The sequence below is a fragment of the Citrobacter sp. RHB21-C05 genome, from assembly GCF_013889015.1.
GTDB lineage: Bacteria > Pseudomonadota > Gammaproteobacteria > Enterobacterales > Enterobacteriaceae > Citrobacter_A > Citrobacter_A sedlakii.
Genome location: NZ_CP057611.1, coordinates 3,056,813 through 3,072,144 on the forward strand (window position 1 = coordinate 3,056,813; position 15,332 = coordinate 3,072,144).

The 15,332-nt window shown below is 56.0% G+C and carries 14 protein-coding genes; 6 read left to right on the plus strand and 8 right to left on the minus strand.

Annotated elements, in window-relative coordinates; translation table 11 throughout:
• Positions 1-8: 8 nt before the first annotated feature.
• The 6 genes from HVX72_RS14720 to HVX72_RS14745 are packed head-to-tail and all read left to right on the plus strand — an operon-like array spanning position 9 to position 4,868.
• The gene (locus HVX72_RS14720) at positions 9-815 is read left to right on the plus strand and encodes a DeoR/GlpR family DNA-binding transcription regulator (protein WP_042285318.1); all 807 of its coding nucleotides are present in this window, start codon (positions 9-11) and stop codon (positions 813-815) included.
• On the plus strand, positions 796-1,572 hold the full coding sequence (locus HVX72_RS14725; RefSeq protein WP_181821765.1) for a TIM barrel protein: 777 nt from the start codon (positions 796-798) through the stop codon (positions 1,570-1,572). Before HVX72_RS14720 ends, HVX72_RS14725 begins: the two co-directional genes overlap by 20 nt.
• Positions 1,573-1,608: 36 nt before the next feature.
• A complete protein-coding gene (locus tag HVX72_RS14730; RefSeq protein ID WP_060568878.1) occupies positions 1,609-2,418 on the plus strand; it encodes a 3-keto-5-aminohexanoate cleavage protein in 810 nt (269 codons plus the stop codon).
• Between the two features lie 24 nt (positions 2,419-2,442).
• Positions 2,443-3,789: a bile acid:sodium symporter family protein gene (locus HVX72_RS14735; RefSeq protein ID WP_181821766.1), complete on the plus strand. Its 1,347-nt coding sequence runs from the start codon at positions 2,443-2,445 to the stop codon at positions 3,787-3,789.
• Positions 3,790-3,795: 6 nt separating this feature from the next.
• On the plus strand, positions 3,796-4,215 hold the full coding sequence (locus HVX72_RS14740) for a heme-binding protein (protein WP_042285329.1): 420 nt from the start codon (positions 3,796-3,798) through the stop codon (positions 4,213-4,215).
• On the plus strand, positions 4,212-4,868 hold the full coding sequence (locus HVX72_RS14745) for an aspartate/glutamate racemase family protein (RefSeq protein WP_042285333.1): 657 nt from the start codon (positions 4,212-4,214) through the stop codon (positions 4,866-4,868). Before HVX72_RS14740 ends, HVX72_RS14745 begins: the two co-directional genes overlap by 4 nt.
• Positions 4,869-5,030: 162 nt before the next feature.
• Here HVX72_RS14745 and sucD read toward each other — a convergent pair whose 3' ends face one another.
• The 8 genes from sucD to sdhC all read right to left on the minus strand — a co-directional run bounded on the left by sucD (position 5,031) and on the right by sdhC (position 14,725).
• Complete coding sequence (gene sucD, locus HVX72_RS14750; RefSeq protein ID WP_042285336.1) at positions 5,031-5,900, minus strand: succinate--CoA ligase subunit alpha; 870 nt, start codon at positions 5,898-5,900, stop codon at positions 5,031-5,033.
• Positions 5,900-7,066 carry an ADP-forming succinate--CoA ligase subunit beta gene (gene sucC / locus HVX72_RS14755; protein ID WP_042285338.1) on the minus strand — a complete coding sequence of 389 codons (1,167 nt, stop codon included), beginning with the start codon at positions 7,064-7,066 and terminating at the stop codon, positions 5,900-5,902. Before sucC ends, sucD begins: the two co-directional genes overlap by 1 nt.
• Positions 7,067-7,183: 117 nt before the next feature.
• The gene (gene odhB / locus HVX72_RS14760) at positions 7,184-8,404 is read right to left on the minus strand and encodes a 2-oxoglutarate dehydrogenase complex dihydrolipoyllysine-residue succinyltransferase (RefSeq protein WP_181821767.1); all 1,221 of its coding nucleotides are present in this window, start codon (positions 8,402-8,404) and stop codon (positions 7,184-7,186) included.
• A 14-nt stretch (positions 8,405-8,418) separates the two neighbouring features.
• Positions 8,419-11,220: a 2-oxoglutarate dehydrogenase E1 component gene (gene sucA / locus HVX72_RS14765; protein ID WP_042285345.1), complete on the minus strand. Its 2,802-nt coding sequence runs from the start codon at positions 11,218-11,220 to the stop codon at positions 8,419-8,421.
• 261 nt (positions 11,221-11,481) lie between these two features.
• Positions 11,482-12,198 (minus strand): succinate dehydrogenase iron-sulfur subunit SdhB, encoded by a 717-nt coding sequence (sdhB, locus tag HVX72_RS14770; RefSeq protein WP_042285348.1) that lies wholly within the window; start codon positions 12,196-12,198, stop codon positions 11,482-11,484.
• Between the two features lie 15 nt (positions 12,199-12,213).
• Complete coding sequence (gene sdhA, locus HVX72_RS14775) at positions 12,214-13,980, minus strand: succinate dehydrogenase flavoprotein subunit (RefSeq protein WP_181821768.1); 1,767 nt, start codon at positions 13,978-13,980, stop codon at positions 12,214-12,216.
• Positions 13,980-14,327: a succinate dehydrogenase membrane anchor subunit gene (gene sdhD / locus HVX72_RS14780; RefSeq protein WP_042285355.1), complete on the minus strand. Its 348-nt coding sequence runs from the start codon at positions 14,325-14,327 to the stop codon at positions 13,980-13,982. The genes sdhA and sdhD overlap by 1 nt, the downstream gene beginning before the upstream one ends.
• A complete protein-coding gene (sdhC, locus tag HVX72_RS14785) occupies positions 14,321-14,725 on the minus strand; it encodes a succinate dehydrogenase cytochrome b556 subunit (protein ID WP_042286197.1) in 405 nt (134 codons plus the stop codon). The genes sdhD and sdhC overlap by 7 nt, the downstream gene beginning before the upstream one ends.
• Positions 14,726-15,332 lie beyond the last annotated feature (607 nt).

The following is a 15,332-nucleotide window of genomic DNA, read 5'->3' on the forward strand; positions in this document are numbered from 1 at the left end:
GTGAGAGGATGATCCCCGAACAACGACGTGATTTTATCTACCGCTACGTGCATGAAAAAAACGTTGCCTCGTTTAATGAGCTGGCGGATCTGATGAGCGTGTCGCACATGACCGTGCGCCGCGATATTCAGTTGCTGGAGGAAGAAGGCAAAGTCATCTCGATCAATGGCGGGGTGAAACTCAACAATCTGCTGAAATCGGAGCTACCGTGGCGGGAAAAGGCTGAGCTGCATCATGACGTGAAGCGACGGATGGGGCAACTTGCCGCGATGCTGATAGAGCCAGGGCAAACGCTGTATCTCGATGCGGGAACGTCGTTGTTTGAAGTGGCGAAAGCCGTCGCCGCCAGCCACTGCTTCAACCTGACGGTGGTGACGAACGATTTTTCCATCAGCCACTACCTGATGGATATGCCGCACATCACGCTGTATCACACCGGCGGACTGGTGGATCAGCGCAACCGCTCATGCCTTGGGAAAAGCGCCGCCAGTTTTCTGCGCACGATAAACATCGACGTGGCGTTTCTCAGTTCGTCCTCGTGGGATACCGAACGTGGAATGTCGACCCCCAGTGAAGGCAAAGCCTCGGTGAAAGAGGCGGTGCTCACCGTCTCCCGCCGTCGGGTGCTGGTCTGCGACAGCAGTAAATTTGGTAAATACGGAATGTTCCACATCTGCTCGCTGGATCAACTGACCGACATTATTTCGGACAACCGGTTGCCCGACGTAGCGCAGGATACTATTGCCAGCCAGGGCGTGAAACTACACCTGGTGGATTGCCGGGAGGGAACGCATCATGCTGAAGTTAGCGGCTAACCTCGACTGGCTGTTTTGCGAACGTCCCATTGCGGAGCGCTTTCAGTCCGCAAAGGCGGCGGGTTTTCACGGCGTTGAAGGGCTGTTTCTGTGGCAGCATCCGCTGGAGGTGCTGCTGGCGGCGCAACGGGAAACCGACCTGCCGGTGGCGTTGATGAATGCGCCGGCGGGTAACTGGCAAGCCGGTGAACGCGGACTGGCCTCCCTGCCAGGCAGTGACGAGGAATTTCATCGTAGTCTGCTGATTGCCCGCGATTACGCCACGGCACTGGGCTGTCGCAAGGTGCACGTCATGGCCGGATTGCGCGTGGCTGGACTTTCCGCCAACGCCCAGTATGAGCAATTAACCGACCGACTGCGTATCGCCTGCGACGTCATGGTCGGGGCCGATATCGACGTGTTGATTGAACCGTTGAACCCGGACGATATGCCTGGTTATTTTGTCGATAGCTTTCCACTGGCTGAACGTCTTATTCGCGAAGTGAACAGAAAAAATATCGGCTTACAGTTTGATATTTACCACTGCCAAAAAATACACGGTAATGTTACGCATCTTATTGAACATTATTTACCGTTCATTAAACACTTTCAGATTGCTTCTGTACCCGGTCGCCATGAACCGGGAACGGGAGAATTAAATGAAACATGGCTTTTTGAATTTATTAAGCAAACAGGCTATCAGGGCTGGATAGGTTGTGAATATAAACCGTCAACACCAGGGCCCGAATCGTTACGTTGGATAACACCGTACTTATAATTTTAATATCTCTGTACCGGAAAACCGGAGGAACACATGTCGGATACTGTTATTATTTCGCTGGCACCCGTTGCCGCGGATTGCCCCAGAGTTATACCTGAAGAACTGGCGCAGGAAATACTGGCAAGCGTCGAACATGGTGCAGCCATCGTGCATTTACACGTTCGCGATAAGCAGGGTCGCCTGACGCCGGACACCACCGATTTTCAGGCGACGATCGACCACGTCATGCGCCATTCCGACCTGATTATTCAGGCCTCAACCGGTGGCGTCTCCGCCATGTCGATTGCCGAGCGCTGCGCGCCACTGGACTGTCCCGGTGTCGAAATGGCGTCGCTGAACGTCGGCTCCGTTAACCTCGGCGATGCCGTATACTTTAATCCCGGACCGGACGTCGAATATTGTTCGCAACAAATAACCCAACGTTCCATTATTCCTGAATTTGAAGTTTTCGAAATTGGCATGATTAATAACATTCTGGCGCTGGAAGAAAAAATACCGTTCAAGAAACCGATGTTATTTAATATCGTCCTCGGACACCGTGGAAGTTCACCCGCGACAGTTGATGCGTTAATTGCCTTGCGCAGTATGATCCCTCGCGACGCCTTATGGGGAATTACCCATTTTGGCCGCAAGAATTTTGATATTATTGCGGCAGCGGTCGGCATGGGCGCCAGTGAAGTAAGAATTGGTTTTGAAGACAGCTATTATTTAAGCGCCGAAGAGAAAGCTCAGCATAATTATCAGCAGGTTGCAAAACTCGCCACGCTTATTCGCAGTATGGATAAAAAAGTCGCCACGCCGGATATTGCGCGGCAAATGTTAGCTATTCCACCACGGCAGTAATAGCGAGAGAAAGGACATTTCACCATGACTATCACAACCGTTATTCACAGAACCGGACTGGGCGTCTGCATCGTCGGTGGCGCCCTGGCGGCAATTGGCGCGCTGATGCAGTCTCCCGCCCTCTGGCAGCCGGGGCTGGTGATGCTGACGACAGGCTTCGCGGCAGGCGCGGGCTACTGGACAAATCTTCGCAGCTACCAGTTTACCTTGTGGATCATTGCCGGCTTTGTCGCAGCGATGACCTGGTCAACCGATCTGATCGTCTGGGGCGGATTCAACATCACCCATAAATGGATCGTCTTTTTAGTGATCCAGGCGACCATGTTCAGTATGGGCACCAAACTCACGATTCAGGACTTTATCGACGTCGCTAAAATGCCCTGGGCGGTGTTTATCGGCACCTTCTGTCATTTCGTCATCATGCCTCTGCTCGGCCTGAGCATCACGCTGATCTTTGACTTTCCGCCGGAAGTGGCGGTGGGGATTCTGCTGATTGGTTCCTGTCCCAGCGGGCTCTCCTCCACCGTCATGGTGTATATCGCCAACGCCAACCTGGCGCTGGCGGTCTCGATCGCCGCCGTCTCGACGCTGGCGGCGACGGTCATGACCCCGCTGTGGGTGAATCTGCTGGCGGGTTCAATGATCGACATCCAGCTTACGGCGATGGTGATGGACGTCGTGAAAATCGTGTTGATCCCGATTGGCGCGGCGATTTTACATGACTACCTGAAAACCTATGCCGGCGTGCAGGGGCGTCGTACCGTGCAAACGCTGGCCGGGATCAGCGCCATCTGGCTGCTGTATATGCTTGCCGGCGGCTGGAACACGCTGTTTGGCAGCGCCAGCGCCGACGCGCAAATGTATGCAGTGGTGCTGAACTTTGTGGCAGGCGGGATCATCTGGGCGCTGTTCTATAACTGGCTGTATGGACGCGTGGCCGGCGTCAAGAAGATCATGCCGACCATCTCGATGATGGGCATCATTTTCTTCACCACTACGGCAGCGGCGGCCGGGCGCGACAACCTGGTTCAGGTCGGTTTCTTGCTCTGCTTCGCCATGCTGATGCACAACCTCGGCGGCTTCCTGATTGGCTATTTGATGAGCCGCTGGATCTTCCGCATGGATGTTCAGTCCGCCCGGACGGTAGCCTTCGAAGTCGGCCTGCAAAACGGCGGGATGGCATCAGGTCTTGCCGCCGCGATGGGAAAACTGGCCACCGTTGGTCTCGCCTCTGCGGTCATGACGCCGCTTGGCAACGTCAGCGGCTCGCTGCTGGCTAACTACTGGCGCAAAAAGGATGCCCGACAGGCGCAGGCCCAGAGCGAGTGTTCGCCTGCTCAGCCGGTATCAGAACCTCTGTCAAAAGGATAACTCACCATGATGACTTTAACCCTGCAACAGGCACGACGTGCGGTAGACAGCGCGCTCGATCTCACCGACACCCGTTATGCGCAACGTCCGCTCAGCGTGGCGGTATGCGACGCTCACGGCGAGTTACTGAGCTTTGCCCGTATGGATAACGCCAAACTGTTGACCATTGAGCTGACGCAGCGCAAAGCACGCACCAGCAGCCGTTTAGGTTGCACAACTCAGGCGTTTTTGCAACGTCTGCAAGATGAGTCACTGGATATCAGCTACTTTGCTGACCCACGATTTACCGCCCTGCCCGGCGGCGTACCGATTCTTCACAACGGTAAATGCGTGGGGGCCGTTGCGATTGGTGGACTGTCCGCCCAGGAAGATCACGATGCGGCCATGGCCGTTGCCGAATGTTTGCTCAAGGAGATCGCAGAATGAAAAAGATCGCTATGCTTCACACCAGTTCCGCCACGCTCGCCATGATGCAGCAACTGATCGGCGACATCATGCCAGAAGCGGACGTAATGCACCTGGTCGAAGAGTCGATGATTAAGCAGGTGATGAAGGCCGGAGGCGTGACGCCGAACATTGCGGCACGCATTGCCGACTACGTCCACATAGCCGAAAAAGCGGATTGTGAGATTCTCATCACCGCCTGTTCGTCCATTGGCACGGCGGTTGAACAGTGTCAGTTTATGACGCCGCTGCAGCTTGCGCGTATCGACTGCGCGATGGTGGAACAAGCCATTAGCCTGGGTGAGAATATTGCCGTGCTGGCCACCGTCGCCACGACCATGAAACCGACGCTGGAGTATGTGCAGCGCAAAGTACAGGCCAGTGGTAAGCAATGCACCGTGACGCCGATATTGATGGAAGAGGCCTTCCATGCCCTGCTGGCGGGCGATATGGAAACCCACGATCGCATCGTCAGCGAAGGATTGCACAGCGCGTATAAACAGGCTGATGTGGTTATGCTGGCGCAAGCGTCGATGGCGCGCGTTCTGCAACAGCTTCCGTCGCCGCCCGTCCCGGTGATGACCTCTCCGGAAAGCGGGATCCGTTGGCTGAAAACACTGGCGGAAAGCGCATAACCTGGCAAGTCAACACTCCCCGTAGGCGGATAAACGCCAGCGCCATCCGGCAAACAGACAGGCAAAAAAAGGCCATCATCAGATGGCCAACCATGTCGAAAATGGACCAGCCCTTTCCCCTGCATCACGGGTAAATGCAGGGGTTAGGCTGTTTTATTGCTTTTACTTAATGACAGCTTTCAGCGCTTCGCCGATATCGGCCAGGCTGCGAACCGTTTTCACGCCTGCGGCTTCCAAGGCTGCGAATTTCTCATCCGCCGTACCTTTACCCCCGGCGATAATCGCCCCCGCGTGACCCATACGCTTACCTTTCGGCGCGGTCACGCCCGCGATGTAGCCCACAACCGGCTTGGTGACGTGATCTTTGATGTACGCAGCCGCTTCTTCTTCCGCGCTGCCGCCGATCTCACCGATCATCACGATCGCTTCGGTCTGCGGATCTTCCTGGAACAGCTTCAGGATGTCGATGAAATTAGAGCCCGGGATCGGGTCGCCGCCGATGCCCACGCAAGTGGACTGGCCGAAGCCGTAATCGGTGGTCTGCTTAACCGCTTCATAGGTCAGCGTACCGGAACGGGAAACGATACCCACTTTACCCGGCTTATGGATGTGGCCTGGCATGATGCCGATCTTGCATTCGCCTGGGGTGATCACCCCCGGGCAGTTCGGCCCGATCATGCGCACGCCCGCTTCGTCCAGCTTCACCTTCACGGTCAGCATATCCAGCGTCGGGATACCTTCGGTGATGGTGATAATCAGCTTAATGCCCGCGTCGATCGCTTCCAGAATGGAATCTTTACAGAACGGAGCCGGAACGTAGATCACAGAGGCAGTCGCGCCTGTTGCTTCTACCGCTTCACGCACGGTGTTGAACACCGGCAGGCCCAGATGGGTGGTGCCGCCTTTACCTGGCGTGACGCCGCCAACCATTTGCGTACCGTAAGCGATCGCCTGTTCGGAGTGGAACGTCCCCTGGCTACCGGTGAAGCCCTGACAGATAACCTTGGTGTTTTTATCGATTAAAACAGACATTATTTCCCCTCCACTGCGGCAACAACCTGCTGAGCTGCATCCGTCAGACTTTTCGCTGCAATAATATTCAGGCCGCTGTCAGCCAGTTTCTTCGCGCCGAGTTCGGCGTTGTTGCCTTCCAGACGCACAACCACCGGCACGTTAACGCCCACTTCTTCCACCGCGCCGATAATACCGTCTGCGATCAGGTCGCAACGGACAATACCGCCGAAGATGTTAACCAGCACGGCTTTCACGTTGTCGTCAGAGAGAATAATTTTGAACGCTTCGGTCACGCGCTCTTTGGTCGCGCCGCCGCCCACGTCGAGGAAGTTCGCCGGTTCGCCGCCGTGCAGCTTAACGATGTCCATGGTGCCCATCGCCAGACCCGCGCCGTTCACCATACAGCCGATATTGCCGTCCAGCGCCACGTAGTTCAGTTCCCACTGCGCAGCCTGCGCTTCGCGCGGATCTTCCTGCGACTGATCGCGCATTTCGCGCAGATCCGGCTGGCGGAACAGCGCATTGCCGTCAGCGCCCAGCTTGCCGTCGAGGCAGATCAGATCGCCTTGTTTGGTGATAACCAGCGGGTTAATTTCGATCAGCGCCAGATCGCGCTCCAGGAAAATGGTCGCCAGGCCCATGAAGATCCGGGTGAACTGCTGCACCAGTTTGCCTTCCAGACCCAGTTTGAACGCCAGCTCGCGTCCCTGATACGGCATCGGTCCGGTCAGCGGATCGAGCGCCACTTTATGGATCAGGTGCGGGGTTTCTTCCGCCACTTTTTCAATTTCCACGCCGCCTTCGGTAGAGGCCATAAAGACCACGCGACGGGAGCTGCGGTCAACAACCGCGCCCAGATACAGTTCTTTGTCGATATCGGTCGCCGCTTCAACCAGAATCTGGTTTACCGGCTGGCCGTTCGCATCTGTCTGGTAGGTCACCAGGCGTTTGCCCAGCCAGTGTTCAGCAAACGCGCGAATCTCTTCTTTGCTGTTAACGACCTTCACACCGCCCGCTTTACCACGGCCACCAGCGTGAACCTGACATTTTACTACCCACGGACCGGCACCGATTTTCGATGCCGCTTCTTCAGCCTGGCGCGGAGTAGTACAGGCATAACCCACCGGCGCCGGTAAGCCATAGCGGGCAAAAAGTTGTTTTGCCTGATATTCATGTAAGTTCATGTGTTCTGTCCATCCTTCAGGTAATCGTTATCTTTAAACCCGTAGACCAGAGCGGTATCTTTGCCGGACGGCGCTACGCTTAATCCGGCCTACGGGGCAGGTGACGCTAAAAAATGACTATACGTCCAGCAGCAGACGCGTTGGATCTTCCAGCAGCTCTTTAATCGCCACCAGGAAGCCCACGGATTCGCGGCCGTCGATCAGGCGGTGATCGTAAGACAGCGCCAGGTACATCATCGGCAGGATTTCAACCTTGCCCTCCACTGCCATCGGACGATCTTTAATGGCGTGCATCCCGAGGATCGCGCTCTGCGGCGGGTTGATGATCGGGGTGGACATCAGGGAACCGAACACACCACCGTTGGTGATGGTAAAGTTACCGCCGGTCAGGTCTTCTACCGTCAGCTTGCCGTCACGGCCTTTGACGGCCAACTCTTTAATTTTCTTCTCGATGTCAGCCATGCCCAACGTATCCACGTCACGCAGGACGGGCGTCACCAGGCCACGCGGCGTAGACACCGCCATGCTCACGTCGAAATAGTTGTGATACACCACGTCGTCGCCGTCGATAGACGCATTCACTTCCGGATAACGCTTCAGCGCTTCAACCACCGCCTTCACATAGAAGGACATGAAACCCAGACGGATACCGTGACGTTTCTCGAACGCTTCGCCGTACTGCTTACGCAGATCCATGATTGGCTTCATGTTGACTTCGTTGAAGGTGGTCAGCATCGCGGTGGAGTTTTTCGCTTCCAGCAGACGCTCGGCCACGCGCTTGCGCAGTCGGGTCATCGGGACGCGTTTTTCACTGCGAGCGCCAAGCGCTGGCTGTGCCGCCGCAGCCGCAGCGGGTGCGTTGGACGCTGCTTTCGCCGGCGCTTTCGCCAGATGTTTTTCTACATCTTCACGGGTGATGCGGCCACCGACGCCGGTGCCTTTAATGGCGCTGGCATCCAGGTTGTGTTCGGCCAGCAGGCGACGGATCGCCGGGCTGAGCGCATCGTTGTTTTGCTCTTCCAGAGACGCCTGCTGGCGCTGCGCCGGGGTGGACGCTTTCTCTTCGGATTTCGCGCTGGTTTCTTTACCGGCGCTGTTGCCTTCACGCAGGCGACCCAGGATCTGGCGAGAGGTCACGGTAGTGCCTTCGTCTTCCAGAACCGCATCCAGAATGCCGTCCGCTGATGCCGGTACTTCCAGTACCACTTTGTCAGTTTCGATTTCGACCAGCACTTCGTCACGAACTACGGCATCGCCTGGTTTTTTGTGCCAGGTGGCGACGGTCGCGTCCGCTACGGACTCAGGCAGGTCGGGAACAAGAATATCTACGCTACTCATTATTTATCCTTTATTTAATCGACGTTCAGCGCGTCATTAACCAGATCTTGTTGCTGCTTCTGGTGAACGGACATATACCCTACCGCCGGAGAGGCGGAGGCCGGGCGACCTGCATAACGCAGGGCGGACCCAAATGGAATCACTTCACGGAAATGATGCTGGCTGCAGTACCAGGCGCCCTGGTTGAGCGGCTCTTCCTGACACCAGACAAAATCATGTACGTGAGCGTACTGTTTCAGCACGTCCTGCATCGCCTGATGCGGGAACGGATAAAGCTGTTCGATGCGCACAATGGCGACATCTTTCTGATCGTTCTTACGGCGCTGTTCCAGCAGGTCGTAATAAACCTTACCAGAACACATCACCACGCGCTTCACGCCTTTCGGATCGATATCATCAATTTCGCCAATGGCCGGCAGGAAGGTGCCGTTGGCCAGCTCATCCAGGCTGGAAACCGCCAGCGGATGACGCAGCAGCGATTTCGGCGACATGACCACCAGCGGACGACGCATGCCACGCAGCGCCTGACGACGCAGCATGTGGTACACCTGAGCCGGGGTGGACGGCACGCAAACCTGCATGTTCTGCTCGGCGCAAAGCTGCAGATAACGCTCCAGTCGCGCGGAGGAGTGCTCCGGCCCCTGGCCTTCGTAACCGTGCGGCAGCAGCATCACCAGGCCACACATGCGGCCCCACTTCTGTTCGCCGGAGGAGATGAACTGGTCAATCACCACCTGCGCGCCGTTGGCGAAGTCACCGAACTGCGCTTCCCAGATCGTCAGGGTACGCGGTTCCGCCGTGGCGTAACCGTATTCAAACGCCAGTACCGCTTCTTCAGACAGAACGGAGTCCCATACCCGGAAGCTGCCCTGGCCGTTATGCACATGCTGCAGCGGGGTGTAGGTTGAACCGTTAGACTGATTATGAATCACCGCGTGGCGGTGGAAGAAGGTGCCGCGACCGGAGTCTTCGCCGGACAGGCGTACCGGGATACCTTCATCAACCAGCGTGGCGTAAGCCAGATTTTCGGCGCCGCCCCAGTCGAACAGTTTCTCGCCCGCCGCCATCGCCTGGCGGTCAGCGTAAATTTTGGCCACGCGGGACTGCATCTCAACCGCTTCCGGCACCGTACTGATGCGTTTCGCCAGCTCCTGCAGACGCTTCATCTCCACCTTGTTCGGGTATGCTTCGTCCCACTCGTGGTTGAGGTACGGCGACCAGGTAAAGGAGTGCATGTTCATCGGACGCCACTCTTTCACCACGCATTCGCCGGCGTCCAGCGCGTCACGGTAAAGGTTGACCATTTCGGTCGCGTCTTCCAGCGTGGCGACGTTGTCGGCTTCCAGTTTGTCGGCGTAGATCTTACGCGGGGTCGGGTGTTTTTTGATTTTCTGGTACATCAGCGGCTGGGTTGCGCTCGGCTCGTCGGCTTCGTTATGGCCGTGACGGCGGTAGCATACCAGGTCGATGAAGACATCACGTTTAAAGGTGTTACGGAAGTCCAGCGCCAGACGGGTGACAAACGCCACCGCTTCCGGATCGTCCGCATTGACGTGGAAGATCGGCGCCTGCACCATTTTACCGATGTCGGTGCAGTACGGCGTGGATCGGGCATCCAGCGGATTAGAGGTGGTGAAGCCCACCTGGTTGTTGATAACGATGCGAACGGTCCCGCCCACTTCGTATCCCCGCGCTTTCGACATGTTCAGGGTTTCCTGAACCACGCCCTGCCCGGTCACCGCGGCGTCACCATGAATGGTGATCGGCAGCACTTTGTTGCTGCTCGGCTCGTCGAGTCTGTCCAGTCGCGCCCGCACGGAACCGATAACCACCGGGCTGACGATCTCCAGGTGCGACGGGTTAAACGCCAGCGCCAGGTGGACCAGGCCGCCTTCGGTTTCAATATCGGACGAGAAGCCCATGTGGTACTTCACGTCACCGGTACCGAGGTGTTCTTTATGTTTGCCCGCAAATTCGTCGAACAGATCCTGCGGTTTTTTACCCAGCACGTTGACCAGCACGTTCAGACGACCACGGTGGGCCATTCCCAGCACCACTTCACGGGTGCCGCTGTTGCCCGCATGGCGGATCATCTCTTTCAGCATCGGGATTAACGCGTCGCCGCCTTCCAGCGAGAAGCGTTTCGCGCCCGGGAACTTCGCGCCCAGATAACGTTCCAGGCCTTCCGCCGCGGTCAGTTCGCTCAGGAAACGTTTTTTCTCATCGGCGCTAAACGCCGCGCGTCCGGATTCGATACGCTGTTGCAGCCAGCGTTTTTCTTCGGTGCTGGTGATGTGCATGTACTCGGCGCCGATCGGGCCGCAGTAAGTTTGTTTGAGGGCGGAGAGCAACTCGCCCAGCTTCATCGTCTCTTTGCCGCCAGCAAAAGAACCTACGTTAAAGCTTTCCTGGAAGTCGGCCTCGGTCAGATCGTGGAAGGAAGGATCCAGATCCGCCACGGTTTCTTGCTTCCACAGTCCCAGCGGATCGAGATTCGCATGCTGGTGACCGCGGAAACGATAAGCGTTAATGAGCTGCAGGACTTTAACCTGCTTCACATTGGTGTCAGGGTCGGAAATCGAAGAAGAGTAACGTGAGGCATCCTTCGCCAGACGACGGAAATAATCACGCGTTTTTGAATGGAATTGATCCGGTTTGACCCCTGTACCAGGCAACTGCTGGAACGTGGAACGCCAGTTCGCGTCCACAGAGTCAGGATCGGTTAAGAAGTCTTCATAGAGCTGTTCTATCCAGCTCTGGTTTGCGCCAGAGAGGTAAGAAGAGTCCAGCCAGGCTTTCAAAGCGCTGTTCTGCATCGTGATCCCTTAAGCATTTTTATGCTTACTTTCGCCGTAGAAACTACCACGCACACCGAGTGTACGTGCCGGGGTTCACCTGCGAGCTCTTACTGGCCCGCGAAGGAACCTTTAAAAACTGCCATTCATCTTCTGCGTTCAGGCTGCGACGTCGTTGGCTGCCTTGTCTCGTCCTGTACGCCTCGATGACGGGTACTGCAATGTAGCGGTTTTTAAAGATTTCCTGCATCACCGGGGAATCGCTTCCCCGGCGTTTACACGTTATGCACTGCGCTGCAACAGCATCGACTTAATATGGCCGATGGCGCGCGTCGGGTTTAGCCCCTTAGGACACACACTGACGCAGTTCATGATGCTGTGACAGCGGAATACGCTGAATGCATCGCTCATCCCTTCCAGGCGGCTGTCGGTTTCGGTATCGCGGCTGTCGATCAGGAAGCGGTATGCCGCTAACAGACCGGCCGGGCCGATGAACTTATCCGGGTTCCACCAGAAAGACGGGCAAGACGTTGAGCAGCACGCACACAAAATACATTCATACAGCCCATCGAGTTTTTCCCGCTGCTCGGGCATCTGCAAATGCTCGCGCGCCGGAGGATTTTGCCCATTATTCAACAAGTAAGGCTTAATCTTCTCATATTGTGCGTAGAATTGCCCCATGTCTACCACCAAATCGCGGATCACCGGTAACCCTGGCAGTGGACGGATGACAATTTTCTTACCCGGCTGATTCAGCGCCGAAATGGGCGTGATGCACGCCAGGCCGTTTTTGCCGTTCATGTTCAGTCCGTCAGACCCGCAGACCCCTTCACGGCAGGAGCGACGGAAAGAGAGGCTCGGATCTTTTTCTTTCAGCTGCATCAGCGCATCCAGCAGCATCATATCGCGCCCTTCTTCGCCTTCCAGGGTGTAATCCTGCATGCGCGGAGCGTCATCAACATCCGGGTTATAGCGATAAATTGAAAACTCGAGTTTCATTGTCCTGTCTCCGCATTAGTAAGTACGAATCTTCGGCGGGAATGCCGGGCGCAGTTTCGGTTCCATATTGACCTGACGTCGCGTCATGGACTCCGTCTCTGGCAGATACAGGGAATGGCACAGCCAGTTTTCATCATCACGCTCCGGGAAGTCGAAGCGGCTATGCGCGCCGCGACTTTCGGTACGGAAGTTTGCTGAAACCGCCGTGGCGTAGGCAGTTTCCATCAGGTTATCCAGCTCCAGGCACTCAACGCGCTGAGTGTTGAACTCGCTGGAAGTATCGTCCAGACGGGCGTTTTTCAGCCGCTCGCGGATCGCCTTCAGCTGTTCCAGCCCTTTCGCCATCGCGTCGCCTTCACGGAATACCGAGAAGTTGTGCTGCATACATTCCTGCAGCGCTTTGCGAATCACGACCGGATCTTCACCGTCGCGGTTATTGTTCCAGCGGTTCAGACGCGCCAGTGAGGCGTCGATTTCGTCATCGGTCGCATCGCGCAGTGCGCCCTGCTCCGCGATAGACTCCTGCAGATGCAGACCCGCCGCACGGCCAAACACCACCAGATCCAGCAGCGAGTTGCCGCCCAGACGGTTGGCGCCGTGTACGGAGACGCAGGCGATTTCGCCCACCGCAAACAGGCCCGGAACCACCACGTCTTCGCCCTGCTCGTTCACGGTCAGCGCCTGGCCGGTCACTTTGGTCGGGATTCCGCCCATCATGTAGTGGCAGGTCGGGATAACCGGAATCGGCTCTTTCACCGGGTCGACGTGGGCAAAGGTACGGGAAAGTTCGAGAATACCCGGCAGACGGGACTCCAGAACCTCTTTCCCCAGATGATCAAGTTTCAGCTTGGCATGCGGCCCCCACGGACCGTCGCAGCCGCGACCTTCGCGAATTTCAATCATGATGGAACGCGCCACCACGTCGCGACCCGCCAGGTCTTTCGCATTCGGCGCATAACGCTCCATAAAGCGTTCGCCGTGTTTGTTCAGCAGATAGCCGCCTTCGCCGCGGCAACCTTCGGTGACCAGTACGCCCGCACCGGCGATACCGGTCGGGTGGAACTGCCACATTTCCATGTCCTGCACCGGCACGCCTGCGCGAATCGCCATGCCCACGCCGTCGCCGGTATTAATATGGGCGTTGGTGGTGGATTGATAAATACGGCCTGCGCCGCCGGTCGCCAGCACCGTGGCGCGGGCTTTGAAGTAAACCACTTCACCGGTTTCAATGCACAGCGCGGTACAACCCACGATCGCGCCGTCGGCGTTCTTCACCAGATCCAGCGCATACCACTCGGAGAAAATGGTGGTGTGATTTTTCAGGTTCTGTTGATACAGCGTGTGCAGCAGCGCATGGCCGGTACGGTCAGCTGCCGCTGCGGTACGTGCCGCCTGCTCGCCGCCGAAGTTTTTCGACTGGCCGCCAAACGGACGCTGATAGATACGACCGTCATCAAGACGGGAAAAAGGCAGCCCCATGTGCTCCAGCTCCAGAATCGCTTCCGGTCCGGTCTTGCACATATATTCAATCGCGTCCTGGTCACCAATGTAGTCCGACCCTTTGACGGTGTCGTACATGTGCCATTCCCAGTTATCCTCATGGGTATTACCGAGCGCGACGGTAATGCCGCCCTGCGCGGAAACGGTATGGGAACGGGTTGGAAAGACTTTAGAGAGCAGCGCACAGGTTTGTCCGCTCTGGGAAATTTGCAGCGCCGCACGCATACCCGCGCCGCCTGCGCCTATGACCACTGCATCAAATTCTCTGACTGGCAATTTCATTACACACCCCACACCACAACAAATCCATAAATGACGTAAACCACCAGCGCAACGACGATAGCCAGTTGCAGGCCTAAACGAACGGCCAGCGGTTTAACGTAGTCGGTCAACACCTGCCACATGCCAATCCAGGCATGAATCAAGATGGAAAAAAGGGCCAGCAGAGTGAAGACTTTGGTGAAGGCCGATGAGAAGAAACCGGTCCAGACTTCCCAGGTCAGGTCGCCGCTCGTGGCGAAGAACCCCACCATGTAGATGATGTATAACGTCAGAACGATAGCGGTAGCGCGGACCAGGATGAAGTCATGTACGCCATTGCGTCCTAATGCGGAGGCGTTGCTTACCATACGAGGACTCCTGCGAGAAGTGAAAGCACGACAGTGATAACGAAAGAGATTTTGGCCGAGCGTTGACCCGCTTCGAATGTTTCTTCCAGATAGCCAAAATCCATTAACATGTGACGCACGCCGCCCACCACGTGGTACGCCAGCGCGGTGAGAATGCCCCACATGATAAATTTAACGAAGAAGCTCCCCATGATGGCGGACGCCTGCTGGAATCCTTCCGGGGAAGAGAGGCTGGTACCCAATAACCACAACAGAATCCCGACCGCCACGAAGGTGATCACGCCGGAAACGCGATGGAGAATGGACGCTATCGCCGTGATTGGGAACCGGATCGTTTGCAGATCCAGATTGACAGGTCTTTGTTTTTTCACATTTCTTATCATGAATAACGCCCACATGCTGTTCTTATTATTCCCTTTAGACTTCGGGTACAGAGGCTCATCCACCTGTAGCCTGAAAGACGACGGGATTTCCTTCCTCCGGTCTGCGTGCGGGTCAGACAGCGTCCTTTCTATAACTGCGCGTCATGTAAAACACTGCTTCCAGATGCTAAAACGACACGTTACAACGCTGGGTGGCTCGGGATTGCAGGGTATTCCGGAGACCTGGCGGCAGTATAGGACGTTCACAAAATCATTACAATTAACCTACATATAGTTTGTCGGGTTTTATCGCGAACAGTGACCTACGTCACGATAACAACATTTTTTTAATTTTTAATCATTTGATTTGACAATCATTAAACAAAGTTGTTACAAACAACACCAGAAAAAGCATATAATGCGTAAAAGTTATGGGGTCACTCTTTAACCTGCAAATAAGTTATGTAACAGTAAGAAGATATTGACCGATCCCTTCAGTACAGTTAATAGTGATAGACAGGTTGAATAATTCGGATTGCTAAGTTGTTGATTTGTTGCTATTTCACCATGAGTTAACTGATTTACCTGCAAGCGCCCATTGCTCTGTACCCTGGTTTTCTCCTCTCACGCAGAGCGGCGAGCC

Bases quoted from the DNA above. Each gene is read 5' to 3' on its own strand.
- HVX72_RS14730 (WP_060568878.1), top strand. From the start codon at position 1,609: ATGTCGGATACTGTTATTATTTCGCTGGCACCCGTTGCCGCGGATTGC.
- sdhD (WP_042285355.1), bottom strand. From the start codon at position 14,327: ATGGTAAGCAACGCCTCCGCATTAGGACGCAATGGCGTACATGACTTC.
- HVX72_RS14735 (WP_181821766.1), top strand. From the start codon at position 2,443: ATGACTATCACAACCGTTATTCACAGAACCGGACTGGGCGTCTGCATC.
- sdhB (WP_042285348.1), bottom strand. From the start codon at position 12,198: ATGAAACTCGAGTTTTCAATTTATCGCTATAACCCGGATGTTGATGAC.
- HVX72_RS14740 (WP_042285329.1), top strand. From the start codon at position 3,796: ATGATGACTTTAACCCTGCAACAGGCACGACGTGCGGTAGACAGCGCG.
- sucA (WP_042285345.1), bottom strand. From the start codon at position 11,220: ATGCAGAACAGCGCTTTGAAAGCCTGGCTGGACTCTTCTTACCTCTCT.
- HVX72_RS14720 (WP_042285318.1), top strand. From the start codon at position 9: ATGATCCCCGAACAACGACGTGATTTTATCTACCGCTACGTGCATGAA.
- sucD (WP_042285336.1), bottom strand. From the start codon at position 5,900: ATGTCTGTTTTAATCGATAAAAACACCAAGGTTATCTGTCAGGGCTTC.
- sdhA (WP_181821768.1), bottom strand. From the start codon at position 13,980: ATGAAATTGCCAGTCAGAGAATTTGATGCAGTGGTCATAGGCGCAGGC.
- sdhC (WP_042286197.1), bottom strand. From the start codon at position 14,725: ATGTGGGCGTTATTCATGATAAGAAATGTGAAAAAACAAAGACCTGTC.
- sucC (WP_042285338.1), bottom strand. From the start codon at position 7,066: ATGAACTTACATGAATATCAGGCAAAACAACTTTTTGCCCGCTATGGC.
- HVX72_RS14725 (WP_181821765.1), top strand. From the start codon at position 796: ATGCTGAAGTTAGCGGCTAACCTCGACTGGCTGTTTTGCGAACGTCCC.
- HVX72_RS14745 (WP_042285333.1), top strand. From the start codon at position 4,212: ATGAAAAAGATCGCTATGCTTCACACCAGTTCCGCCACGCTCGCCATG.
- odhB (WP_181821767.1), bottom strand. From the start codon at position 8,404: ATGAGTAGCGTAGATATTCTTGTTCCCGACCTGCCTGAGTCCGTAGCG.